Genomic DNA, 23,244 nt, shown 5'->3' with positions numbered 1-23,244 from the left:
GGGTGGACATCCTGCATAACGCGGCGGGGGCGCCGGGCATTCCGACACCCCGTGTGGCGCACATCTCAGGAAATTCTCCCGGCATGGAGCGGAAGGGCTACGATCGGAACTGGCCTGCCAGGCGGGCTTGCACACACCCGGAGCGGTCCACGACGGCCGTAGCCGGGCCACCATGGCAGAGCGCCCTACATGCATCCCTGCCCGAACGTTTCGAGAATTGAGGACTCATCCCTGTGGTCAAGAATACTGAAATCAACCTTAGTACCGTCTCGCGGGACTTGAAGAAGAACCCCAGCGATGCAGTGGTCATCGGGGTGGGGCAGGGAACCGACGGACCCGTCCTCCTGGACAACCCGTTGACGGCGAAGTCCGCTGAAGCCCTCACGGACTCCCTCAAGGCGCTCGGCGTCACCGGCGCCGCAGACCAGCTGGTCCGCCTGCCGGGCCTGCCCGAAACCGGAGCCGGGATCCTGGTCCTGGCCGGGGTTGGCAAAGTGGGGGCCACCGAGCCGCTGGCAGGCGAGTCGCTTCGCCGCGCCGCAGGCTCGGCGGTCCGCCAGCTTGCAGGCCTGGCCACAGTCACCCTGGCGTTTCCGACGGCGACCGTGCAGGACGTAGAGGCCGTCGCCGAGGGTGCCGCACTGGGCGCCTACTCCTTCACCGAGTTCCGGTCCTCGACGGACGGGGTGAAGGACCCGGTCCGGAACGCCGTGATCTTCACCGAACTGGCCGGCACCGCCGGGGTGGACTCCGCGCTGAAGCGGGCCGGCCTGGTGGCCAAGGCCGTGAACGCAACCCGGTCACTGGTCAACACCCCGCCCAGCCACCTGTACCCGGAATCCTTCGCAGAGGCCGCCAAGGATCTCGCCAAGGGCCTGCCGGTGAAGGTGACCGTATGGGACGAAAAGCGCCTGGAAAAGGAAGGCTTTGGCGGCATCATGGGCGTTGGCAAGGGATCCTCGCGCCAGCCGCGCCTGGTGAAGGTCGAATACTCTCCCGCCAAGGCCACGTCGAAGATCGCCCTCGTCGGCAAGGGCATCACGTTCGACACCGGCGGCATTTCCCTCAAGCCTGCCCTGAACATGGGCGACATGAAGAGCGACATGGCGGGCGCCGCCGTCGTCCTTAACACTGTCCTGGCCATCGCCGGGCTGGGCCTGCCCGTCAAGGCGACGGCGTGGCTGTGCATCGCCGAAAACATGCCTGGCGGTGGCGCCTCCCGCCCCGCCGATGTCCTGACCATGTTCGGCGGCAAGACCGTGGAAGTCCTTAATACGGATGCCGAAGGCCGGCTGGTCATGGCGGACGGCATGGTGGCGGCGAGCGGCGAATACCCGGACGCCATTATTGACGTCGCCACCCTTACCGGCGCGCAGCTCATTGCGCTGGGCAACCGCACCGCCGGCATCATGGGCTCGGACAGCGTCACGGGCCCGCTCAAGGCTGCCGCCGACCGTGCCGGCGAGCTGGCGTGGCCGATGCCCCTGCCGGAGGAACTGCGCCCCAGCCTGGACTCCCAGGTGGCTGACCTTGCCAACATCGGCGAGCGGCACGGCGGCATGATGACGGCTGCTGTGTTCCTGCGTGAGTTCGTGGGTAAGGACAAGGCGGGCGCACAGATCCCTTGGGCGCACATCGACATTGCCGGGCCGTCATTCAACAACGGCAGCCCGTACGGCTACACGCATAAGCAGGGCACCGGCTGCACCGTCCGGACCCTGGTTGCATACGTCGAGGACATCCTCGCCGCGGCCTGACCAGGGGTTGACGGACAGTGTCGCGCGGCTTTGCGGCAGGGGTGATCCCTCCGCCACAAAGCCGCGTGACACTGGCCACAAGCGCTCCACAAACGCGCCGCCAAGGTGGAGCATGGACAGGTGGTTCGCTAAGGTGAACCACGGTAGTCACAAATGCAAGAGAGTTGCCCTGCTGACATAATCACGGCAGTGCAAGTTCCAAGACCAGATGATGCGCGCTGATCGCGTCATCGTTCACGCGAGGGAGCGTTTTAGTGGCCGATCAGGCAACTGCGCAAGAATTCGACATCCTGGTACTCGGTGGCGGCAGCGGCGGGTACGCCGCGGCGCTGCGGGCGGTACAGCTGGGCCTTACCGTCGGCCTCGTGGAGAAGGGCAAGCTGGGCGGCACGTGCCTCCACAACGGCTGCATCCCCACCAAGGCCCTGCTGCACTCTGCAGAGCTGGCCGACCACGCCCGTGACTCCGCCAAGTACGGCGTGAACGTCACCCTCGACAGCATCGACATCAACGCTGTCAACGCGTACAAGGACGGCATTATCGCCGGCAAGTACAAGGGCCTGCAGGGACTCATCAAGTCCAAGGGCATCACCGTCATCGAGGGTGAGGGCAAGCTGCAGGGCACCGACACCGTCGTCGTGAACGGCACCGCCTACAAGGGCAAGAACATCGTCCTGGCCACCGGCTCGTACTCCCGCACCCTGCCCGGCCTGGAAATCGGCGGCAAGGTCATCACGTCGGACCAGGCCCTCACCATGGACTTCATCCCCAAGAGCGCCATCATCCTCGGCGGCGGCGTCATCGGCGTCGAATTCGCCTCGGTCTGGAAGTCGTTCGGCGTGGACGTCACCATCGTCGAAGGCCTGCCCTCCCTCGTCCCCAACGAGGACGCCACGATCGTGAAGAACTTCGAGCGTGCCTTCAAGAAACGCGGCATCAAGTTCTCCACCGGAATCTTCTTCCAGGGCGTCGAGCAAAATGACGACGGCGTCAAGGTCACCCTCGTGGACGGCAAGACCTTCGAAGCCGACCTGCTGCTGGTCGCCGTTGGCCGCGGACCCGTCACAGCCAACCTGGGCTACGAGGACGCGGGCATCACCATTGACCGCGGCTTCGTGATCACCAACGAGCGCCTGCACACCGGCGTCGGCAACATCTACGCGGTGGGCGACATCGTTCCCGGCGTGCAGCTGGCGCACCGCGGCTACCAGCAGGGCATCTTCGTAGCCGAGGAAATCGCCGGCCTGAAGCCGGTGGTCGTCGAGGACATCAACATCCCCAAGGTCACTTACTCCGAACCCGAAATCGCCACCGTTGGCTACACCGAGAAGGCTGCCAAGGAAAAGTTCGGCGACGACCAGGTGCAGACCCAGGAGTACAACCTGGCCGGCAATGGCAAGAGCTCCATCCTGGGCACCTCAGGCCTGGTCAAGCTGGTCCGCCAGAAGGACGGCCCCGTAGTGGGCGTCCACATGATCGGTGCCCGCATGGGCGAGCAGGTGGGCGAGGCCCAGCTGATCGTGAACTGGGAAGCCTACCCGGAGGACGTGGCACAGCTGGTGCACGCCCACCCCACCCAGAACGAGGCGCTCGGCGAAGCCCACCTGGCACTGGCCGGCAAGCCGCTGCACGGCTGATTTTCCAAAGCATTACCAGGCCTAGTGCACCCGGCCGCCCAGACCGGGTGCACTAGGCTTCCACCATGGCAGCAATCATTCGCACTAAAGATCAATAAGGAGAACGGGGACGACATGTCTGAATCCGTTAACTTGCCCGCCCTCGGTGAGAGTGTCACCGAAGGAACCGTCACCCGCTGGCTCAAGCAGGTAGGTGACCGGGTAGAGGTGGACGAGCCGTTGCTCGAAGTCTCCACCGACAAAGTAGACACTGAAATCCCCTCTCCCGTAGCTGGCGTGATTGAAGAAATCCTGGTCGCTGAAGATGAGACCGCCGAGGTAGGCGCACCGCTGGTGCGCATCGGTGACGGCTCCGGCGGCGGTTCCGCCCTCGCCGAAGAGGCCCCCGCGCAGGAGGCTCCCGCCCAGGAAGCTCCGGCACCGGCTGAGGAAGCACCCGCCCAGGAGGCACCGGCCCAGGAAGCTCCCGCCCAGCAGCCACCGTCGGCCGGTGGCGAGAGCCACGAGGTCACCCTGCCCGCGCTTGGCGAAAGCGTCACCGAAGGCACCGTCACCCGCTGGCTGAAGGCCGTAGGCGATTCCGTTGAGGTGGATGAGCCGCTGCTCGAGGTTTCCACTGACAAGGTGGACACCGAAATTCCGTCTCCGGTCGCAGGCACCCTGCAGGAAATACGGGTCAACGAGGACGAGACCGCCGAAGTCGGTTCCGTACTTGCCGTTATTGGCTCCGGCGCTCCCGCTGCTTCGGCCCCGGCTCCGGCTGCCGCACCCGCACCCGAGGCCCCCAAGCAGGAGGCCCCTAAGCAGGAAGCTCCCGCCCCGGCCCCTGCCGCGGCTCCTGCTGCTGCCGCCCCTGCCGCACCTGCTGCTGCTCCGGCCCCGGCCGCCGCACCTGCTGCTCAGGCAGCCCCGGCAGCTGGCTCCGAGTCCGGCTATGTCACTCCCCTGGTCCGCAAGCTCGCCAACCAGCACGGCGTTGACGTCACTTCGCTGTCCGGCACCGGCGTCGGCGGCCGCATCCGCAAGCAGGATGTCCTCGCCGCGGCAGTGGCAAAAGCCGCTCCCGCCGCAGCTCCGGCTGCAGCGCCCGCCGCGTCCGCTCCGGCCTCTTCCGGTGCTGCCGCCTCCTCCCTGCGCGGCACCAGCCAGAAGGCTCCCCGCATCCGCCAGGTCATCGCCCGGCGCATGCGTGAATCGCTGGAAATCTCCACCCAGCTCACCCAGGTCCACGAAGTGGACATGACCAAGGTCGCCAAGCTGCGCGCCCGGGCCAAGAACTCCTTCCAGGCCCAGAACGGCACCAAGCTGACGTTCCTGCCCTTCATCGCCAAGGCTGTGGCCGAGGCCCTTAAGCAGCACCCGAAGCTCAACGCTGCATACGACGAAGACAAGCAGGAAATCACTTACCACAACGCCGAGCACCTGGCGATCGCCGTCGACACCGACAAGGGCCTGCTTGTACCGGTCATCGCCGACGCCGGCAACCTGAACCTTGCCGGCCTCGCCGGCAAGATCGCCGACGTCGCCTCCCGCACCCGCGACGGCAAGATCGGCCCGGACGAACTGTCCGGCGGCACGTTCAGCATCACCAACATCGGTTCCGTTGGCGCCCTGTTCGACACCCCGATCATCAACCAGCCGCAGGTGGGCATCCTGGGCACCGGCGCCATCGTCAAGCGGCCCGTCGTGGTCGCTGACGAGAACGGTGACGACTCGATCGCCATCCGCTCCATGATGTACCTGTCCCTGACGTACGACCACCGCCTGGTGGACGGTGCCGACGCCGGCCGCTTCCTCCAGACCTTGAAGGCACGCCTGGAAGAGGGCGCCTTCGAAGCCGACCTGGGGCTCTAGCCTCCACAGCGAAGACAACGACGGCGGTGCCGGCGCAGGTGGGAGACCACCCGCGCCGGTGCCGCCGTCGCGGTTTAACCAACGCACCCGTTCCCGGAGCCGCCGTGGGGCACCGCGTGGTTTTGCTACGTGACGTAGAACTGACTGGCTAAGCTGGTGCCATGACTATTCTCTTCAACATCCTGGTCTTCCTGCACGTCGTTGGAGCCGCCATGATCGTGGGCTACTGGATTGCCACGATGCGGACCCCCACCGTCCACCCCCGCCAGCGCGACGGTGCCTTCCTCCAGCTCCTCACCGGCATTGCCATGATGGGCATCCTGCCGTTCCTCCCGGACAAGGATCCCAATTACGCCAAGCTGGGCATCAAATTCGTCATTGCTGTCGTCGTGGCAGTCCTGGCCGTCATCGGAACCCGCAAGGTCAAGAACGGGCAGCCCGTCTCCACCGGCCTCGCCCACGGCGTCGGCGGCCTGGCACTGGTCAACGTAGCCATCGCCACCATCTGGCAGTAAGCCTGCACCAGGCGGCCCCTTCCGTCCATCCGGTCATAATCCTCTGAGAGCGGACAACCCGTGCACCGGACGGGAGTGGTCCCTAGGATGGAAAACGGCGGGCCCGGCCGCAGCGCCCGGCCCGGATTCGAATCGACGTTGAGGAGAGACATGGCGACAACACGCAACGCGCACACCGTATGGACCGGAAGCCTGACTGAGGGTTCGGGCAACACCACCCTGGACAGCTCCGGACTGGGCACCTTCGATGTCACCTGGAAGGCGCGCACCGAGGCCGCCGGCGGAAAGACCAGCCCGGAAGAGCTGATCGCCGCTGCCCACTCGGCATGCTTCTCCATGGCGTTCAGCCACGAACTGAGCCAGGCCGGCTTCACGCCCGAGGAAGTCAACACGAAGTCCGAGGTCGGCTTCCAGCCGGGGACCGGCATCACGGGCAGCCATCTGACCCTGAATGCCCGCATTCCCGGCATTTCGGAGGAGGACTTCCAGCGGATCGCCGAGGCCGCGAAGAAGGGCTGCCCGGTGTCCCAGGCCCTCGCCGGCATCGAGATCACCCTGGATGCCACGCTGCAGGCGTAGGCCTTCCGGCATAGACCACGCGAAAAGGCCCTGCCCCGCCGGATGTCCGGCGGGGCAGGGCCTTTTGGTTTGCCTGCAGGAACCCTAAGCCGGGGGCTCCGCCTGGCTGACCTGCCGGCGCGCCGGCAGCGGCGCAGGCTTCAGGCGGCGGTATCCGGAGCGGGCCGGGGGACGGTCGGTGGGCAGTTCCTGGATCATTTCCTTCAGCGCGCCGATGCCGTACTCAAGCTGGGGATCGCGGCCGGCGGCGTAAGCGTGCGGCGGGTAGGTCACTTCGATGTCCGGATCCACGCCGTAGTTTTCGACGCCCCAGCCCACACCGCCGCCGAACCAGGTGGCGTACCTGGGCTGGGTGACGCCTGTGCCGTCGGCCAGGGAGAAGCGGTTGTCGATGCCCACCACGCCGCCCCAGGTCCGCGTTCCGATGACTGGCCCGATCCCCCGCAGTTTGGAGACCTGGGTGATGATGTCGCCGTCCGAGCCGGCGAATTCGTCGGCGAGGATGATCACCGGCCCGCGCGGGGCGTGGTGCGGATACGTCCGGGGCTTCTCCCCGCGCGGCATGCTCCAGCCGGTGACCTTGCGGCCGATCAGCTCGGCGACCAGCTGGGAGGTGTGGCCGCCGCGGTTCCGGCGCACATCGACAATGAGTCCGTCCAGCGCGGTTTCAGTGTCCAGGTCCCGGTGCAGCTGCGCCCAGCCATTGGCCATCATGTCCGGGATGTGGAGGTAGCCGAATGTTCCGTCTGAGGCCTCCCGGACGGTGCGCCGGTTGCCGGCGACCCATTCCTGGTAGCGCAGCCGTTCCTCGTCCTTGACAGGCACGACGGCGACCCGCCGCTGGGTGCCTGCAGCGCCGCCGTGTCCCGGGCCGTTGAGCAGGGTCAGCTCGACTGCGCGTCCGGCTGCTCCCACCAGCTGCATGGCCGGGGTGACGGCCTGTGACAGCGGGACACCATCGATGGCAAGGAGGATGTCCCCTGCCTTGGCGCTGACACCCGGCCGGGTCAGCGGCGAGGTGGCGAGCGGATCGGAGGACTCACCGGCCAGGATGCGGGTGATCTCCCAGCCCTGCGGTGTGTGGGTGAGGTCGGCGCCGAGCCGGCCCTGCCCGCGGCTGCCCCGCTCCGTCACAGCGGCCGGGCGCACGTAGGCGTGGGATGTGCCGAGTTCGCCGTGCAACTCCCACAGCAGGTCCACCAGGTCATCGTGCGAGCCCAGGCGGTCCACCAGGGGGCGGTACCGGGCGCGGATCGATTCCCAGTCCTGGCCGGCCATGTCTTCGGTCCAGAAGAAGTCGCGCTGCAGGCGCCAGGCTTCATCGAACGCCTGTCCCCAGACGCTGAGCGGGTCCAGCAGGACCCTGATCCTGCCCAAGTCCACCTTGACGGCTTTGCCGGATTCCTCATCCGCCTTTGCATCGGACGGAACGGCAGTGACCTGCTTGTCCGAGACCAGGACCACCTTGCTGCGGTCCCCGGACAGGCGGTAGCTGTCCACGGCGTCCACCAGCGTGGCTTGCTTGCGGCGGGCGACGTCGTAGCGGACCAGGCTGGGGCGCGCGTCTTTGTCCTCCTGGCTGGCCTTGCCGTCGCCCGTCACGCCGGCCAGGACGGAGTCGAGCCACAGGAGTCCGCCGTCCACGGCCTTCAGTGAGCTGTAGTTGCCTTGGGGTACGGGAACCCCGATGACGCGGTGCGCCAGGCCTTCCGCGTCGACGTGGACAGCTGCCGCACCGTCCTGCTGCCCTTCGCTTGCGTCCGCGCCGTCCTTTACGGTTTCGGGTGCGGTCTCCTCGCCGGCAGGATCCACCGACGGGCCAAAGGGCGACGGCGTGTCAGCTGCGAGTGCCACCAGGTAGGGCTTGATGGGGCTGGGGAAAGAGAGGTCGAACGAGTGCCCGTCGTAGACGGGGTCGAAGCTCCGGTTGGACAGGAACGCCAGGAACTTGCCATCCGGGGTGAAGGACGGTGAGGCGTCACGGAAACGGCCGTCAGTGACCTCCACGGGGTCGGCGTCGAGGCGGTCCACGGTGGCCAGTCGCAGGCGGCTGCGTGAGCCGAAGGACGTGACCGGTTCCGACCACGCCAGCCAGCGTGAGTCCGCGGACCAAGCGAGCTCGGAGATACTGCCTTCGCCGATGCTGGCGACGCGCGTGAGGTTGCCGGTACGTGTATCGGCCACATGGACGTCGCCGAAGGAGGTGCCCAAGGCTATCCACCGGCCGTCCGGGCTGGCTTCGAGGGAACTGGCGCGCGACGGCGTAGGGACCGTGATGCCGGCGAGCGACGTCTCCTCCAGGGCTTCCGCCGCGGCAGTCGAGTCCTGTGGTGCGACGTCGGCCTGCTGGTCGTCGTCAGCGGGAACATGCTGGTTGCCTCCTGAGAGCACTGCGGCGCCGGAGGCGGGGACCGGTTGCGGCAGGTTGACCGTTTCCGGGCCATCCCCGCCGGTCTTGCCGGCATCGGCGGAGTGGTCCGTCGCGGCTTTCTTGTCCTCTGCTGCCGTCATCTGCCGGGCCCCGTGCGGGACAGGGGCGGCGATGTCCTTGATGTGCAGCGCCTCGACGCCGTCGTGGTCGGCAATGTAGGCGATGCGGCCGTCGCCGAGGGGCCTGGGCAGACGGCCGCGGACGCCCGGGGTTGCTTCAATGATGCGGGAGGGGCCGTCTTTGTGGCGTACCCAGTGAATGGTTCCGTGCGATTCGACGGCGCTGGCGGCACCGGTGGTATCAGGTGCCACCGCACCCAGGTGCTTTGCCGCATCGAGGAGGGCCGGACGCCTGGTCTGCGAGGCGGAGCCCAGGGAGATCTCCAGCTTGGCCGCCTCCGACCCGAGGTCGTTCAAGACCCAAAGTTCACCGGCGGATTCAAAGATGACCCGTTTGCCGTCGGTGGCGGCGTGGCGGACATAGAAGTCCTGGTGGTCCGTGTGCCGGCGCAGGTCCCGTCCGTTGGGCAGCACCGAGTAAAGGTTGCCGTAGCCCTCATGGTCGGAGAGGAAGGCGATCCGGCCATCCACCCAGAGGGGGTCGGCGAGGTTGCCGTCCAGGTCCGGCAGCAGCCGCTCGAATTCGCCGTTGCCGTCGTTGTCGATCCACAGCTTTCCGGCCGTGCCGCCGCGGTACCGCTTCCACCATGCCGGTTCGCGGGACAGGACGGTCCCCAGCACCACCGGGCGTTCGTCGCCCACTTCGGGGCCGAACGCCACGGATTCAACCGGACCGTACGGCAGTTCCTGCGCCCACCCGCCGTCCAACGGGACACTGTAGGCGTAGGTGTGCCGGCTTTCAGCCTGCCGGAATGCGCTCGTGACCACCACGGAACCGCCGGCGGTGAACCCCTTGACCCTGGTGCTGCTGTGCCCGAAATACGTCAGTTGCCGGTACCCGCCGCCGTCGACCTGTGCCGAGACAACCTCCGGCGCCGTGCCCTGCACCACTGTCCATACCAGCCGCTTGCCGTCCGGGGTGAACCGCGGGTTGCGGGCGGGTAGCTGGAGGGACGAGACGCGCCAGGCCCGGCCGCCGTCCAAGGGCGCGATCCAGACGTCGTCCTCGGCCACGAAGGTGACCAGGTCGCCGTGCAGATGCGGGAAACGGAAGTAGCTCGAGGAAGTCATCGTTCGATCATAGTCAACCACCGCCTGCCCCCGCGGGAGGTGCCGGAGCCGCGCTGGCGTGGTGAGATGGACCATGCACATCGTCATGGCCGGCGCCTCCGGGCTCATCGGCACCTCCATGTCCGCAGCCTTCCGCGACGCCGGCCACTCGGTGGCGACACTGGTCCGCCGCCAGCCCGCGGGCGCATCAGAGATCAGGTGGGATCCGGCGGCCGGCGTCCTGGACCCCGGCGCACTTGCCGGCGCCGACGCCGTCGTCAACCTGGCCGGAGCCGGCATCGGAGACAGGCCCTGGACGCAGCGCCGGGTAGAGGAACTGTTCAGCTCGCGGCTGGCGCCCACCAGGACCCTGGTGCAGGCCATGGCGCAGCTGGAGTCCCCGCCTGCCACCTTCATCAGCCAATCGGCCTCAGGCTATTACGGCGACGCCGGCAACACGGTCCTGCGCGAGGACGGACCTGCCGGTTCAGGCACCTTGGCGCAGATCTGCATCGAGTGGGAACGGGAAGCCAATCTGGCGCCCGCGGGTGTTCGCGTAGTGACGCCCCGCACCGGGGTGGTGTTCAGCCGTTCCGGCGGAGCACTGGGCAAGCTGCTCCCCCTGTTGCGGCTGGGCGTGGGCGGCCCGTTCGGTAGCGGCCGCCAGTTCTGGCCCTGGGTGACGCTTCCGGATGTATCCGCTGCTTTCCTGTTCCTCCTCGAATCCCAGGTGGCAGGGCCGGTGAACGTCGCGGCACCCGGGCAGGCGGACGTCAATGCGATCGTCGCGGCACTGGCGCGCGCCCTGCACCGGCCTGCCGTGCTGCGGGTTCCGGCGCCCGTGCTGCGGACCGTGATGCCCGGCCTCGCCGAAGAGCTTCTGCTGTTCAGCCAGCGGATGGAGCCTGCCGTCCTGTCGGCTGCCGGCTTCCGGTGGCAGCACGGGAACCTTGACGCCGCAGCCCGCTGGGTCGCAGGGAAGGACAGCGGCAGCTGACCCGAAGTACCGATGCCACAGCCGGTGCTCGAAAGCCCCTCGTCACCCGCCCGGAAGGATGTCGCTGATCCTCCAACGGCCGTCCACGGTCACCAGGACCAGCCTGAGCGGCTGGGCCGGGCTGGCTGACCCCGTCGCTACCACCTCGTCCTCCGGGCTCACGACCTTGTAACCCGACGAGGCGGAGGTCAGCCGCACTATGGCACGGCCCTGGGTCGACCCGGATTCGGGCGTGACGTCCGATACCGTGGTGGTGAAACCGTCGAGGCGCTGACCGGAGGCACCCAATGGCCCGGCAATGTCCTGGTCCGCGGCCGCTGCGGCCGAACCGGGCGCGTTGACGGCGGACAGCAGGTCCAAGCTGCCGGTATTGAAGGCATAGTCCCTCAGCGCTGCCAGCCCACGCACAGCGGTCGTGGGATCGGCGGCCGCGGCTCGTTGCTGGGCCTCGCCCAGCGTGTTGGCGGGCCCACGCCCGGCGTCATGGCCTGGCGCGGCCGGAACAGACGGGGCGCCGGCAGCGGAGTCCACCGGCATGACCGGTCCGGCGCCGCCGGGCCAGAGTCCTGCGCCGGCGAACGCGGACAGCCACCAGATCCCCGCCGCTGCCACACCCACTGCCGGCAAGGCGAGCCGGGCCGGCAGCCGCGGAATGTGCAGAGACCGGGCCCCGGGAGGTCCGGCCGCATGCTTACCGTGTGATGTTGTTTCGGCCTGGATGAAAGGAAGGGGGCGGATCCGGGCGCGCGCTGCGGGACCCGAGAACCGCAAGGTCGAGACCCGCCGCCGCAGTCGCCGGAGTTTCGTGCCCAGCGCGGTACCTTTCGCTGCGGCGGGGATACTGCGGCGGGTGAGCAGCTCCGGAAGGACCGTGGGATGGACGGCACCCGAGAGGTCAAGAGGCAGTGCCTCCGCACTGCGGTAGACGGCGGTACCCAGCGCCATAGCAGTAGGCCGCAGCCGGCGGTCCTCGTTCAACCCTTGTTCGAGGGCTGCGGCAAGCTCGTTCGGGACACCGGGAACCAGCAGGGACAGCGGCGGGCGGTCCAGCGTGCGGCCGGGCGCTTGGCCGGTCAGGCAAAACCAGCCAATCGCTGCCAGCGAGAAGACGTCGCGCCCGGGCTGAAGCCCCGCGCGGGCGGCATCAACCGGCGACGGGTCAAGGAAGCCGCCGGTTCCAGCCGTCACCGCATGGCCAGGATCGCCGAGCATCCGGGCCACACCGACGTCGGAAAGCATCGGTTTCCCCTGCCCGGTGAACAGGATGTTCCCGGGCGCCACGTCCGAGTGCGTGAAACCTTGGGCGTGCAGGTACCCCAGGGCCTGGGCAATGGGAGTCAGCACGGTGACGCTCTCCCCCACGCTGAGGCTGCCCCGGGATGCCACCAACTGCGCCAGCGAACCGCCCGCGGCGAAGTCCATGGTCAGGGCCGTCCGCGGCGCGGGCCCGGCGATGCGCACGGCATTGTGGGCCCTGATGAGGTGCGGGTGGTCCAAGACCGAGAGGATGCGGATTTCCCTCCGCACCTCCTCCTCCGGCATGGCCTCATCCGGGGCCCCGCCCGCCGGGGCACGGAAGCACTTCAGCGCGAAGTCCCTGCCCGTGCGCTGTTCCCTGGCCAGCCACACATCCGCGCTGCCGCCGCGGCCAAGCAGCCGGCCGACGTCGTAGCCGGGGACCTCGGGAGCCTGTGCGCCATCCATGCTCCATGTCTATCGGAATCCCGGGCGGGCTGCAGAAGTTATCCACAGGCCTCGGCCGCCGCAGTCACATTGGGTGCCCCCGGTGAGCTTGGACACTAAACCGGGCCGGGACGGCTTCGGGGTCTAAGCTGGATCCCATGACTCTTGAGTTTTCACGGCTGGGTCTTGCCCCTGACTTCGTTGACTACATGGAAGGCTGGGAAGCCCAGCGCGAACTCCATGACAAGGTTGTCGCCGGAGTTGCCCCCAGCACAGTTCTGCTCCTGGAGCACGCAGCCGTTTATACGGCCGGCAAGCTCACCGAAGACCACGAACGGCCCTTTGACGGCACGCCGGTCGTCGCGGTGGACCGCGGCGGCAAACTCACCTGGCACGGCCCGGGGCAACTGGTGGCCTACCCCATCCTGAAGCTGAAGAACCGTGCCGGCATCCGCGACTACGTGGAACGCCTCGAAGACATCATGATCACGGTCATGGCGGACTACGGCATCAAGGCGGAACGGATCAAGGGTCGGGCCGGCGTCTGGATCAAGGCGGACGCCAAGGGTCCCGACCGCAAGATTGCCGCCATCGGCATCCGGGTCTTGAACGGCGTCACCATTCACGGCATCGCCATCAATTGCAGCAACGACCTCGCCCCCTACGGCCAGATCATTGCCTGCGGCATCACCGACGCCGGCGTGACCACCATGTCCCTGGAAACAGGACAGGACATCCGTCCGGCCCACATCGTGGACCGGTTCGTGGAGGAATTCCACAAGCACGAAGAAGCATTGGTTTCGAGCCCTGAAGGAGCTCTACTGTGACATTGGCACCTGAAGGCCGGAAGATGCTGCGGATCGAGCAGCGCAATGCTGCCGTTCCGGTGGAGCGGAAGCCGGAGTGGATCAAGGCCAAGGTCCAGATGGGCCCGGAGTTCGTCGGGCTGAAGAACCTGGTCAAAAAAGAAGGCCTGCACACCGTCTGCGAAGAAGCCGGCTGCCCCAACATCTTCGAATGCTGGGAAGACAAGGAAGCGACCTTCCTGATCGGCGGGTCCGAATGCACCCGCCGCTGCGACTTCTGCCAGATCGACACCGGCAAACCCTCCCCCGTGGACATGTTCGAACCCACCAAGGTGGCCCGCTCCGTCCACTCCATGCAACTGCGCTACGCCACCGTCACCGGCGTCGCCCGCGACGACCTCGCCGACGAAGGCGTCTGGCTCTACGCCGAAACCGTCCGGAAGATCCACGAACTGAACCCCGGCACCGGCGTGGAACTGCTCATCCCCGACTTCTCCGGCAACCCCGAGCACATCAAAGCGATCTGCGACTCCGCCCCCGAAGTCTTCGCCCACAACGTCGAAACCGTGCCCCGGATCTTCAAACGGATCCGGCCCGCGTTCCGCTACGACCGCTCCCTGGACGTCATCACCCAGGGCCGCAACCTGGGCATGGTCACCAAATCCAACCTCATCCTGGGCATGGGCGAAACCCGCGAGGAAATCTCCGAAGCCCTCCGCGACCTCCACGCCGCCGGCTGCGACCTGATCACCATCACCCAGTACCTCCGCCCGAGTGAACGCCACCTTCCCGTGGACCGCTGGGTCAAACCCCAGGAATTCGTGGACCTCCAGCACGAAGCCCAGGAAATCGGCTTCCTCGGCGTCATGTCCGGCCCCCTGGTCCGCTCCTCCTACCGCGCCGGCCGCCTCTGGGCCACCGCCATGCGCAAAAAAGGCCGCGACATCCCCGCCGAACTCGCCCACATCGCCGACGGCATCCAAGACTCCGGCACCACCCGCCAGGAAGCCAGCACCCTCCTCGGAGCACATTCCTGACGTGCCCCCGCGCCGACTGGCCACAGGGCCGGACACCGGCGGATTCCGGCGTCCGGCCCTGGCGTTTAAGTCACGTAGAATTGAGGCACTATGGCTAAATCCCCTGACTCCAGCAACTCCACCCCGGCGGGCCCAAGCGCGGTGAAGCGCGGCCTGTTCTCGCGCAAGCCAAAGGAAGCGAAGGCCAAGAAGCCCAGCAGGCTCAAGCAGATCGGCGAGGTCTTCACCATGACCCGCCGCCACGACCCCATGGTTCCGTGGCTGATGCTCCTGGTGTTCCTGGGCGTTGTGGCCGCGAGCTTCCTGGTGGGCTTCTGGCTGGATAACTGGATCACCGGCCTGATCATCGGTATTCCGCTGGGCCTGCTGGCAGCAACCTTCATTCTCTCCCGCCGCGCCGAACGCGCGGCGTTCGCACAAATCGAAAACCAGCCCGGCGCCTCCGGTGCCGCGTTGGGCACGCTGCGGCGTGGCTGGATCACCGAGGAACAGCCTGTGGCTGTCAACCCCCGCACGCAGGATGCCGTGTTCCGTGCGGTGGGCCGTCCCGGCGTCGTCCTTGTCAGTGAAGGCCCCACCCACCGCGTGAAGCCCCTGTTGGATGCCGAGCGCAAGCGCCTCGCCCGGATCCTGCCCAACGTTCCGGTCCACACGATCCAGACCGGGCACGGCGAAGGCCAGGTCCCGCTGAGCCAGGTGGCCAAGAAGATGGGCAAGATGAAGAACGAACTGACCAAGCTGGAGGTCAGCACCGTGTCCAAGCGCATCGCATCCATGGGCACCCGGCTGCCGATCCCCAAGGGCATCGACCCGTACAAGGCCCGTCCCAACCGCGGACGCTAGCTCACCGAACGCCCCGGTACCGGCACAGCCGGCCGCCGGGGCGTTTTTTCTTGCCGCCGAAGCGGCGGCCGCCGTATGACGGACCGTGCACCTACCAACGACAGGAACACCACCATGCCGCTGAGGACCACCGTGATCCGGGTTTTCCGGATCCTCGCCATCGCCGAAGCCTGCAGCTGGGCAGCACTGCTGGCCGGGATGTACGTCAAATGGATTGCGGTAACCACCGAACTTGGCGTCCAGGTGGCGGGCCCGGTCCATGGCGCGCTGTTCATCGGCTACGGCTTGGCAGCGCTGACGCTATGGCGCGTGCAGCGGTGGCCTTTCAGGGTGGCGGCACTGGCAGGTTTCTCCGCGATCTTCCCGTTCGCGACCATCCTGTTCGAGCGCTGGGCCGGACGCCGCGGCTACCTTGGTGCGCCCATGCCGGAGAGCACGCCAGCCCGCCTCACGTCCAGCCGCACCTGACAAGCGCAGCGGCTACCGGCGGATCAGCAGCGTATTCATGGCCTTGTCGTGGAGGCCGCGCTGGTCGGGATCGAAGATGACGGCGGGGATGACCAGGCACAGCAGCACCGTCCTCACCAGGGCCGCGAGTGGTCCCGGGGTGCCGCCGCCGGGCCTCACCACGGCAATGCCCATCACCCGGTGGCCGATGCTGTAGCCGAGGGTTCCCACCAGCAGGATCTGCTCAATGGCGAAGACCCCGAGCGTCGCCCAGGAGTCGCCACCGAAGGCGAAGTTGCTGATCAGCAGCGCAATGCCCCAGTCGATCATGATCGCGACGATCCTGCGTCCCGCCCGTGCGATGGAGCCGGGACCGGACTCCGGCAGGCCCAGCCGCTCCCCCGGATATTTGGAGACGCCGGAGGTGTCCGGTCCGCTGAGCCAGGAACCAATGTCTTTGCGATCTACCACCGTCCAAGCCTACCGGCCCTGCGGCAGGTGGGGACGCCCACAGTGTGGATGGGGTTGGACCACACTGTGGACCGGCGATAGCGTTTCCATAGCAGGGCATTCTGTAACCTGCCCGAAACAATGCGGACACGGACGGGAAATGCCTGATCCATAGGCTGTGAGGAGTTTCAAGCAAATCCCCTCGGCAGGTGTACCAGCAGGGAAAACCTTGCGTTCTCCCTGCCTTTGGATTGCGCTGGACCACATGGCTTGCATGCCAGATATTTACATATGCGTTAGGAGCATAGATGTTCAAGACTGCGGACGAAGTCCTCAAGTTCATCAAGGACGAAGATGTAAAGTTCGTCGATATCCGCTTCACCGATCTTCCGGGCGTCCAGCAGCACTTCAACGTCCCCGCGAAGAGTGTTGACGCCGATTTCTTCGTCAACGGCCAGCTCTTCGACGGTTCCTCCATCCGCGGCTTCCAGGGCATCGCCGAATCTGACATGCAGCTGATCCCGGACGTGACCACCGCGTTCCTGGACACCTTCCGCATGGAGAAGACCCTCGCGCTGAACTTCTCGATCGTGAACCCGCGCACCGGCGACCCGTACCACCGCGACCCCCGTGGCGTGGCCGAGAAGGCAGAGGCCTACCTGGCCTCCACCGGCATCGCCGACACCGCGTTCTTCGCCCCCGAAGCCGAGTTCTTCGTGTTCGACAACGTCCAGTACCAGTCCTCACCGCAGGGCAGCTTCTACAAGATCGACTCTGAGGAAGCCCACTGGAACACCGGCCGCGAGGAAGAGGGCGGCAACCTGGGCTACAAGACCCCCGTCAAGGGCGGTTACTTCCCGGTCTCCCCCACCGACAAGCAGGCCGACCTGCGCGATGCCATGTGCGTTGCCCTGGACGAAGCCGGCCTCGAGGTCGAGCGCAGCCACCACGAAGTTGGCTCTGCCGGCCAGGCCGAGATCAACTACAAGTTCACCACCCTGACCCACGCGGCAGATGACCTGCAGAAGTTCAAGTACGTCATCAAGAACACCGCCGACGCCTGGGGCAAGTCGGTCACCTTCATGCCGAAGCCGGTCTTCGGCGACAACGGCTCGGGCATGCACTGCCACCAGTCGCTGTGGAACGGTGGAGAGCCGCTGTTCTACGACGAGAAGGGCTACGCCGGCCTGTCCGATACCGCCCGCTGGTACATCGGCGGCCTGCTGAAGCACTCCTCCGCCGTCCTGGCCTTCACCAACCCGACGGTGAACTCCTACCGCCGCCTGGTCAAGGGCTTCGAGGCCCCGGTCAACATGGTCTACTCGCAGGGCAACCGCTCCGCCGGTATCCGTATCCCGATCACGGGCTCCAACCCGAAGGCCAAGCGCATCGAGTTCCGCGCGCCGGACCCCTCCTCCAACCCGTACCTGGCCTTCGCGGCCCAGCTGATGGCCGGCATCGACGGCATCCGCAACCGCATTGAGCCCCCGGCTCCCATCGACAAGGACCTCTACGAGCTCCCGGCCGAGGAAGCCAAGGACATCCCCAAGGCTCCGGGCACGCTGGAGGAAGCCCTGGAGGCCCTGCGCGAGGACAACGAGTTCCTGCAGGCCGGCGGCGTGTTCACCCAGGACCTGATCGACACCTGGATCGAGTACAAGTACGAGAACGAGATCCGCCCGCTGTCGCTGCGCCCGAACCCCTACGAGTTCGAGCTCTACTACGGCGTCTAGCCTGTTGGCCTGCGTGCCAGGCCCGCTGAGTTAGTGAAAAGGCGGCCACCGGAACCATCCGGTGGCCGCCTTTTTCCGTTCCCCGGCCCCAGGCCCGCAGGAACGGTAGGCAGAAAGGTGGGGGCCCGGCTCCAGACGTGCTGAGACCGGGAGCCGGACCCCCTGACGGATGCCCCCCGAGACGAAGACTCAGTACAGCCTTCCCCCCAACAAGGTTGAAGAACACCGCCAATCCACATGATCGGGCAAACGCTTGCTGAGCGCAATGCCGGTGCGGCGCGTTACGGGGGTGCCACGCCAATGAAACTGTGGAACATGGTCCGTTGCGGCCCCGCGGATCCGCCCAGGTACTGTCCGGTATCAACGAAACGTGCGCGCAGGTAGGCGGACACGCCTGCCTTGTTTGCCTCGTTGACGGACAGGACGACGCCGGCCTCGCCGCTTTGGTGCCGGGCGGTAAGCCGCCGGGCGGCGTCCACGGCGGCAAGGGCCGCGAGCGTCCCCAGCCCTTTGCCCTGGTGCCTGCGGTCGATGAGGAACCCGCGGAGCAGCCAGGCTGAATCGTCGTCCGGCCAACCGGCCAGCCGGGCAGCGCCCAGCTGGAGCGTCAACACCCCGACGGCGGACCCGGAGGCCTCCACCACGTACGGGCGCCTCGATTCTTCTTCCAGCCCTGCCAGTGCCATGCGCAGGGGGTCGCCGACGAAGCGTTCCTGGCCCGGCTGCAACCCCAGGCCAGCTACGGCACCGAGCTGGATGGCCCGGGCGTCCGGGTCGAGGTCGCGAAGCGGGATGAGCCAGACCCACCCCGGCGCCTCATTGGCCATAGAAGACGCGTTCAAAGACCGCCCGGGCCCGCCGGCTCACCCTCAGGTAATCCTCCTCCAGCGCTGCGGCGCGGCCCGGCTCGTAGCCACACCAGCGCGCTACGGCTTCCAGGTCCCGGCGGGAGGATGGCAGGAGGTCCGAAGCCTTGCCGCTCCAGATGACGTTGGCGGATCGGATCCGGCTTGCCAGCCGCCAGGCATCGGCCAGGAGCACGGCATCCGCGTCATCCAGCAGCCCCAGGCCAGCCGCCGCGGACAGGGCCTCCAGGGTGGACGTGGTCCGCAGTTCCGGATGCTTCCCGGCGTGCTGGAGCTGCAGCAGTTGCACCAGCCACTCGACGTCGCTCAAGCCTCCGCGGCCCAGCTTCAAGTGCCGTGCGGGGTCGGCGCCGCGGGGCAGCCGCTCCGACTCCACCCTGGCCTTGATCCGCCGGATCTCGCGTACGTCCTGGTCGGAAACCGACGCCGGGTACCGGATGGGGTCGATCAGATCAAGGAAATCAGCGGCGAGGCCATCGTCGCCGGCCATCGGGCGTGCCCGCAGCAGTGCTTGCGCCTCCCAAATCAGGGACCACCGGCGGTAGTACTCGGCGAAGGAGTCCAGCGAACGCACCATAGCCCCGTTCTTGCCCTCCGGCCGGAGGTCGGCATCCATCTGGAGCACGCGTTCGGCCATGATGGCCGGTTTCAGCGGCTGGGTGAGCAGGCTGGATACCTTTGCCACGAGGCGGGTGGCCTGTTCCTGCGCCTCGGCCTCAGTGAAGCCGGGGAGGGCCCGGTGCACGTACATGACGTCGGCGTCGGAGCCATAGCCGATCTCCCGTCCGCCCTGGCGGCCCATAGCCACCACCAGGACGGTGGTCTTGAGCGGGCCGCCGGCGGAAACGATCCCCTCGGCGACCCTGAGCGCGCCCAGGACGGCTGCACGGTCAGTGTCCGCCAGCGCCCTGCCCACCTGGTCCTGGTCCAGCAGGCCGGCCGAATCGGCGATGGCGATGCGCAGGATCTCCCGGCGCCGGATCAACCGGATCAGGCGCATGGCGCTCTCCGGGTCCGCGTGCCGGGACATCTTGGCGGTGATTTCCTGCCACTGGGCTTCAAAGCCCACCGGCACCAGGTCCTTGTCCTGCCCCAGCCATGCAACGGACTCCGGCGATACTTCCAGCAGGTCGGCGATCAGCCGGGAGTTGGACAGCATGTGGCACAGGCGTTCGGCGGCAGCGTTGGAATCCCGCAGCATGCCCAGATACCAGTGCGTGGTGCCCAGCGCCTCGCTGACGCGCCGGAAGGCCAGGAGCCCGGCATCGGGATCGACCCCCTCGGCAAGCCAGTCCAGCAGGATGGGCAGCAGCTGCCGCTGGAGCGCCGCGCGGCGGCTGACTCCGGCCGTCAGCGCCTCGATGTGGCGCATCGCCCCTTGCGGGTCCCGGTAGCCGAGGGCGGCAAGCCGCCCCTGGGCGGCTTCCGGCGTCAGCTTTGCGTCCTCAGTGCTGAGCTTGGCCGCCGTGTTCAGCAGAGGCCGGTAGAAAATGCGTTCATGCAGTTCCCGGACCGAGCGCTTGGTCCGGTGCCACGCGGACAGCAGCGCATCGGGTCCGGGCCGCTCGTTGGAGAACGGTCCCAGCACTGCCTTGGCCAAGGAGCGCAGGGCCGGCTCCGCCACCGGCATGAGGTGGGTACGGCGCAGCTGGAACAGCTGGATCCGGTGTTCCAGCAGGCGCAGGTACCGGTAGGCATTGTCGAACGCGGCAGCGTCGGACCGGCCGATGTACCCGCCGGCAGACAATGCGGCGATCGCCGAGGTGGTGTCCCGTCGTCGTAATGACTCATCAGCCTTGCCGTGCACCAGCTGAAGCAGCTGGACGGTGAATTCGACGTCCCGCAGGCCGCCGCGGCCCAGCTTGATCTGCCGTTGTTCCTCCGCGGGCGGGATGTGCTCGGTCACCCTGCGCCGCATGGCCTGGACGGATTCAACGAAGCCTTCGCGCCCCGCCGAATTCCAGATCAGCGGCGCCACGGCTTCCTCATATTGCCGGCCCAACGCGGCATCGCCGGCCATGGCCCGCGCTTTCAGCAGCGCCTGGAATTCCCAGCTTTCAGCCCACCTGGCGTAGTACATCTCGTGCGAGGCAAGGGTGCGGACCAGCGGACCGGATTTCCCCTCGGGACGAAGGTTCGCGTCCACTTCCCACAGCCCAGGCTCCCGGGCCACCGACGAGATGGCCCGCGAAATGCCGCTGGCCAGGGCGGTGCCGATGGTGTTGGCGTGCGCGTCGTCCAGGCTTCCGGCGTCCACTACGTAGATGACGTCGACGTCGGAGATATAGTTCAGCTCGCGGGCCCCGCATTTGCCCATCCCGATGACGGCGAGGCCGACGTCGACGACGTCGGGGGCGCCGAACTGGCCGGCCGCCTCGGCGCGGGACACCGCGAGGGCGGCTTCGATGGCGGCGGCCGCGAGGTCCGCCAGTTCACGGCCCACCGACGGCAGGAAGTCCAGCGGATCCGCGGCACAGAGGTCCTTGACGGCCAGGTCCACCAGCCCGCGCCGGTACGCCGTGCGCAGGGCGGCATAGGCGTCGACGCCGGTCACGGCGGCGACGGGACGGGCGGCGCGCGGGTCGGCGCCCACTGATTGCAGGAGTTTGGCCCGGAGCCGGTCAGGATCGGCGGGCAGCGGTTCGGGACTGGCGCGGACCCGGAATGCGTCCAGGTGTTCGGGGTGCCGGATGAGGAACTCCCCCAGCGCCTCGGAGGCCCCCAGGACGCGGTACAGCGGTTCGCTGGCCTCCGGTTCGGCGGCTGCCAGGTCCCGGAGCTGCGGGTGCTTTTCGATCAGCCGGACCAGGGACTGCAGTGCAGTATCCGGGCTGGCCGCCAGCTGCAGCCCGGCGAAGAGCCTGTCCTGGTCCAGCCCCTCGAGTTCGCGCGCGGCCAGGAACCGTTCGCCCTTCTCCAGGTCGCTGAATCCGGCCGCGATGAGGCGGCGTGCCAGGCTCACGCCGGGCACCTAGAGGATGCCGAGGTTGCGCTGCAGCTCGTAGGGCGTCACCTGCAGGCGGTAGTCCTGCCATTCCGCGCGCTTGTTGCGAAGGAAGTGCTCGTAGACCTGTTCGCCCAGGATTTGCGGCATCAGCTCGGAATCTTCCATGGACCGGATGGCATCGTGCAGGCTCGCCGGGAGCGGATCGTGGCCCATGGCGCGGCGTTCGGCCGAGCTCAGCGACCAGACGTCGTCCTCTGCGGCCGCCGGCAGGTCGTAGCCTTCCTCGATGCCCTTCAGGCCCGCACCGAGCAGGACGGCGTAGGCCAGGTAGGGGTTGGCCGCCGAGTCGATTCCACGGTATTCGATCCGGGCGGACTGGCCCTTGCCCGGCTTGTACAGCGGAACGCGGACCAGCGCGGACCGGTTGTTGTGCCCCCAGCTCAGGTAGCTCGGAGCCTCGCCCCCGCCCCAGAGGCGCTTGTAGGAGTTGACGAACTGGTTGGTGACGGCGGTGAACTCCGGTGCGTGCTTGAGGATGCCGGCAATAAACTGCCGGGCCGTCTTGGACAACTGGAACTCGGCGCCGGCCTCGAAGAACGCGTTGGTGTCGCCCTCGAACAAGGAGAAGTGCGTGTGCATGCCGGAACCGGGGTGGTCGGTGAACGGCTTGGGCATGAAGGTGGCATACGTGCCCTGCTGCAACGCCACTTCCTTGATCACGGTGCGGAACGTCATGATGTTGTCCGCCGTCTGCAGTGCGTCGGCGTAGCGGAGGTCGATCTCGTTCTGTCCAGGTCCGGCCTCGTGGTGGCTGAACTCCACGGAGATTCCCACCGATTCCAGCATGGTTACCGCGGTGCGGCGAAAGTCCTGGGCCACACCACCCGGGACGTGGTCGAAGTAGCCGCCCTCGTCAACCGGCACCGGTGCACCGTTCGGGCCCGGTTCCTGGGACTTCAGGAGGTAGAACTCAATTTCCGGGTGGGTGTAGCAGGTGAAGCCCATGTCCGCGGCCTTGGCCAGCGTGCGCTTCAGGACGTTGCGGGGGTCCGCTGCGGAGGGTTCGCCGTCGGGCGTGAGGATGTCGCAGAACATGCGCGAGGTCTGTTCCGTCTCGCCGCGCCAAGGCAGGATCTGGAACGTGGACGGATCGGGCTGGGCCAGCATGTCGGATTCGAAGACCCGGGCCAGGCCTTCGATGGCGGACCCGTCGAAGCCAAGGCCTTCTTCAAAGGCGCCCTCGACTTCGGCAGGTGCCAGGGCGACGGACTTCAGCGATCCCACGACGTCGGTGAACCACAGGCGCACGAAACGTACGTCGCGCTCTTCGATCGTGCGCAGGACAAATTCTTGCTGGCGGTCCATGATGGCCTCTTCTCCGGTCAACGTTCATGCTCCGGGGCCCGCGCAAAGGGGAAAGCCGGCAGCAGTTCATCAACACTGTACTAATCATTCGGCGCCGATGCTTGAGCCTGAGCCGTGCGTAACACAGC

The 23,244-nt window shown here is 67.3% G+C and carries 17 protein-coding genes; 11 read left to right on the top strand and 6 right to left on the bottom strand.

What is annotated here, in order from left to right:
- Nucleotides 1–233: 233 nt before the first annotated feature.
- The 5 genes from ACFVVC_RS03235 to ACFVVC_RS03215 all read left to right on the top strand — a co-directional run bounded on the left by ACFVVC_RS03235 (nucleotide 234) and on the right by ACFVVC_RS03215 (nucleotide 6,342).
- Nucleotides 234–1,757, top strand: a complete 1,524-nt coding sequence (locus ACFVVC_RS03235) for a leucyl aminopeptidase (protein ID WP_387449119.1) — start codon at nucleotides 234–236, stop codon at nucleotides 1,755–1,757.
- 254 nt (nucleotides 1,758–2,011) lie between these two features.
- The gene (gene lpdA / locus ACFVVC_RS03230) at nucleotides 2,012–3,394 is read left to right on the top strand and encodes a dihydrolipoyl dehydrogenase (protein ID WP_387449116.1); all 1,383 of its coding nucleotides are present in this window, start codon (nucleotides 2,012–2,014) and stop codon (nucleotides 3,392–3,394) included.
- A gap of 114 nt (nucleotides 3,395–3,508) precedes the next feature.
- Nucleotides 3,509–5,248, top strand: a complete 1,740-nt coding sequence (sucB, locus tag ACFVVC_RS03225; protein WP_387449113.1) for a 2-oxoglutarate dehydrogenase, E2 component, dihydrolipoamide succinyltransferase — start codon at nucleotides 3,509–3,511, stop codon at nucleotides 5,246–5,248.
- 161 nt (nucleotides 5,249–5,409) lie between these two features.
- Entirely contained in the window at nucleotides 5,410–5,763 is a 354-nt protein-coding gene (locus ACFVVC_RS03220) for a hypothetical protein (RefSeq protein WP_018761078.1), read from the top strand.
- A 150-nt stretch (nucleotides 5,764–5,913) separates the two neighbouring features.
- Nucleotides 5,914–6,342: an OsmC family protein gene (locus ACFVVC_RS03215; RefSeq protein WP_018761077.1), complete on the top strand. Its 429-nt coding sequence runs from the start codon at nucleotides 5,914–5,916 to the stop codon at nucleotides 6,340–6,342.
- Nucleotides 6,343–6,426: 84 nt separating this feature from the next.
- On the opposite strand, the gene ACFVVC_RS03210 is transcribed toward ACFVVC_RS03215, so the two are convergent.
- A complete protein-coding gene (locus ACFVVC_RS03210; protein ID WP_387449108.1) occupies nucleotides 6,427–9,963 on the bottom strand; it encodes a S41 family peptidase in 3,537 nt (1,178 codons plus the stop codon).
- A gap of 73 nt (nucleotides 9,964–10,036) precedes the next feature.
- Here ACFVVC_RS03210 and ACFVVC_RS03205 point away from each other — a divergent pair, with 73 nt between their 5' ends.
- A complete protein-coding gene (locus tag ACFVVC_RS03205; protein WP_387449106.1) occupies nucleotides 10,037–10,939 on the top strand; it encodes a TIGR01777 family oxidoreductase in 903 nt (300 codons plus the stop codon).
- Nucleotides 10,940–10,981: 42 nt separating this feature from the next.
- On the opposite strand, the gene ACFVVC_RS03200 is transcribed toward ACFVVC_RS03205, so the two are convergent.
- Entirely contained in the window at nucleotides 10,982–12,643 is a 1,662-nt protein-coding gene (locus ACFVVC_RS03200; RefSeq protein ID WP_387449104.1) for a protein kinase, read from the bottom strand.
- Nucleotides 12,644–12,780: 137 nt separating this feature from the next.
- Here ACFVVC_RS03200 and lipB point away from each other — a divergent pair, with 137 nt between their 5' ends.
- The 4 genes from lipB (at nucleotide 12,781) to ACFVVC_RS03180 (ending at nucleotide 15,776) form a co-directional block, all read left to right on the top strand.
- Complete coding sequence (lipB, locus tag ACFVVC_RS03195) at nucleotides 12,781–13,449, top strand: lipoyl(octanoyl) transferase LipB (RefSeq protein WP_387449103.1); 669 nt, start codon at nucleotides 12,781–12,783, stop codon at nucleotides 13,447–13,449.
- Nucleotides 13,446–14,465 (top strand): lipoyl synthase, encoded by a 1,020-nt coding sequence (lipA, locus tag ACFVVC_RS03190; protein ID WP_387449101.1) that lies wholly within the window; start codon nucleotides 13,446–13,448, stop codon nucleotides 14,463–14,465. The genes lipB and lipA overlap by 4 nt, the downstream gene beginning before the upstream one ends.
- 90 nt (nucleotides 14,466–14,555) lie before the next feature.
- Nucleotides 14,556–15,308, top strand: coding sequence for a DUF4191 domain-containing protein (locus ACFVVC_RS03185; RefSeq protein ID WP_387449098.1), 753 nt, complete (start codon nucleotides 14,556–14,558; stop codon nucleotides 15,306–15,308).
- Nucleotides 15,309–15,422: 114 nt separating this feature from the next.
- Nucleotides 15,423–15,776, top strand: coding sequence for a DUF3817 domain-containing protein (locus ACFVVC_RS03180; RefSeq protein ID WP_387449097.1), 354 nt, complete (start codon nucleotides 15,423–15,425; stop codon nucleotides 15,774–15,776).
- Nucleotides 15,777–15,788: 12 nt separating this feature from the next.
- Here ACFVVC_RS03180 and ACFVVC_RS03175 read toward each other — a convergent pair whose 3' ends face one another.
- Nucleotides 15,789–16,226, bottom strand: coding sequence for an RDD family protein (locus ACFVVC_RS03175; RefSeq protein ID WP_387449095.1), 438 nt, complete (start codon nucleotides 16,224–16,226; stop codon nucleotides 15,789–15,791).
- Nucleotides 16,227–16,513: 287 nt separating this feature from the next.
- Between ACFVVC_RS03175 and glnA (ACFVVC_RS03170) the strand changes: the two genes are divergently transcribed.
- Nucleotides 16,514–17,938, top strand: a complete 1,425-nt coding sequence (gene glnA / locus ACFVVC_RS03170) for a type I glutamate--ammonia ligase (RefSeq protein WP_285242527.1) — start codon at nucleotides 16,514–16,516, stop codon at nucleotides 17,936–17,938.
- A 281-nt stretch (nucleotides 17,939–18,219) separates the two neighbouring features.
- On the opposite strand, the gene ACFVVC_RS03165 is transcribed toward glnA (ACFVVC_RS03170), so the two are convergent.
- The 3 genes from ACFVVC_RS03165 to glnA (ACFVVC_RS03155) are packed head-to-tail and all read right to left on the bottom strand — an operon-like array spanning nucleotide 18,220 to nucleotide 23,116.
- Nucleotides 18,220–18,765, bottom strand: a complete 546-nt coding sequence (locus ACFVVC_RS03165; protein WP_387449093.1) for a GNAT family N-acetyltransferase — start codon at nucleotides 18,763–18,765, stop codon at nucleotides 18,220–18,222.
- Nucleotides 18,755–21,766 carry a bifunctional [glutamine synthetase] adenylyltransferase/[glutamine synthetase]-adenylyl-L-tyrosine phosphorylase gene (locus tag ACFVVC_RS03160; RefSeq protein ID WP_387449091.1) on the bottom strand — a complete coding sequence of 1,004 codons (3,012 nt, stop codon included), beginning with the start codon at nucleotides 21,764–21,766 and terminating at the stop codon, nucleotides 18,755–18,757. Before ACFVVC_RS03160 ends, ACFVVC_RS03165 begins: the two co-directional genes overlap by 11 nt.
- A 9-nt stretch (nucleotides 21,767–21,775) precedes the next feature.
- Complete coding sequence (gene glnA / locus ACFVVC_RS03155; protein WP_109864349.1) at nucleotides 21,776–23,116, bottom strand: type I glutamate--ammonia ligase; 1,341 nt, start codon at nucleotides 23,114–23,116, stop codon at nucleotides 21,776–21,778.
- Nucleotides 23,117–23,244: the final 128 nt, after the last annotated feature.

This window comes from Pseudarthrobacter sp. NPDC058196, assembly GCF_042882685.1.
Taxonomy (GTDB): domain Bacteria; phylum Actinomycetota; class Actinomycetes; order Actinomycetales; family Micrococcaceae; genus Arthrobacter.
This window is presented reverse-complemented; position numbering and strand designations above follow the sequence as displayed.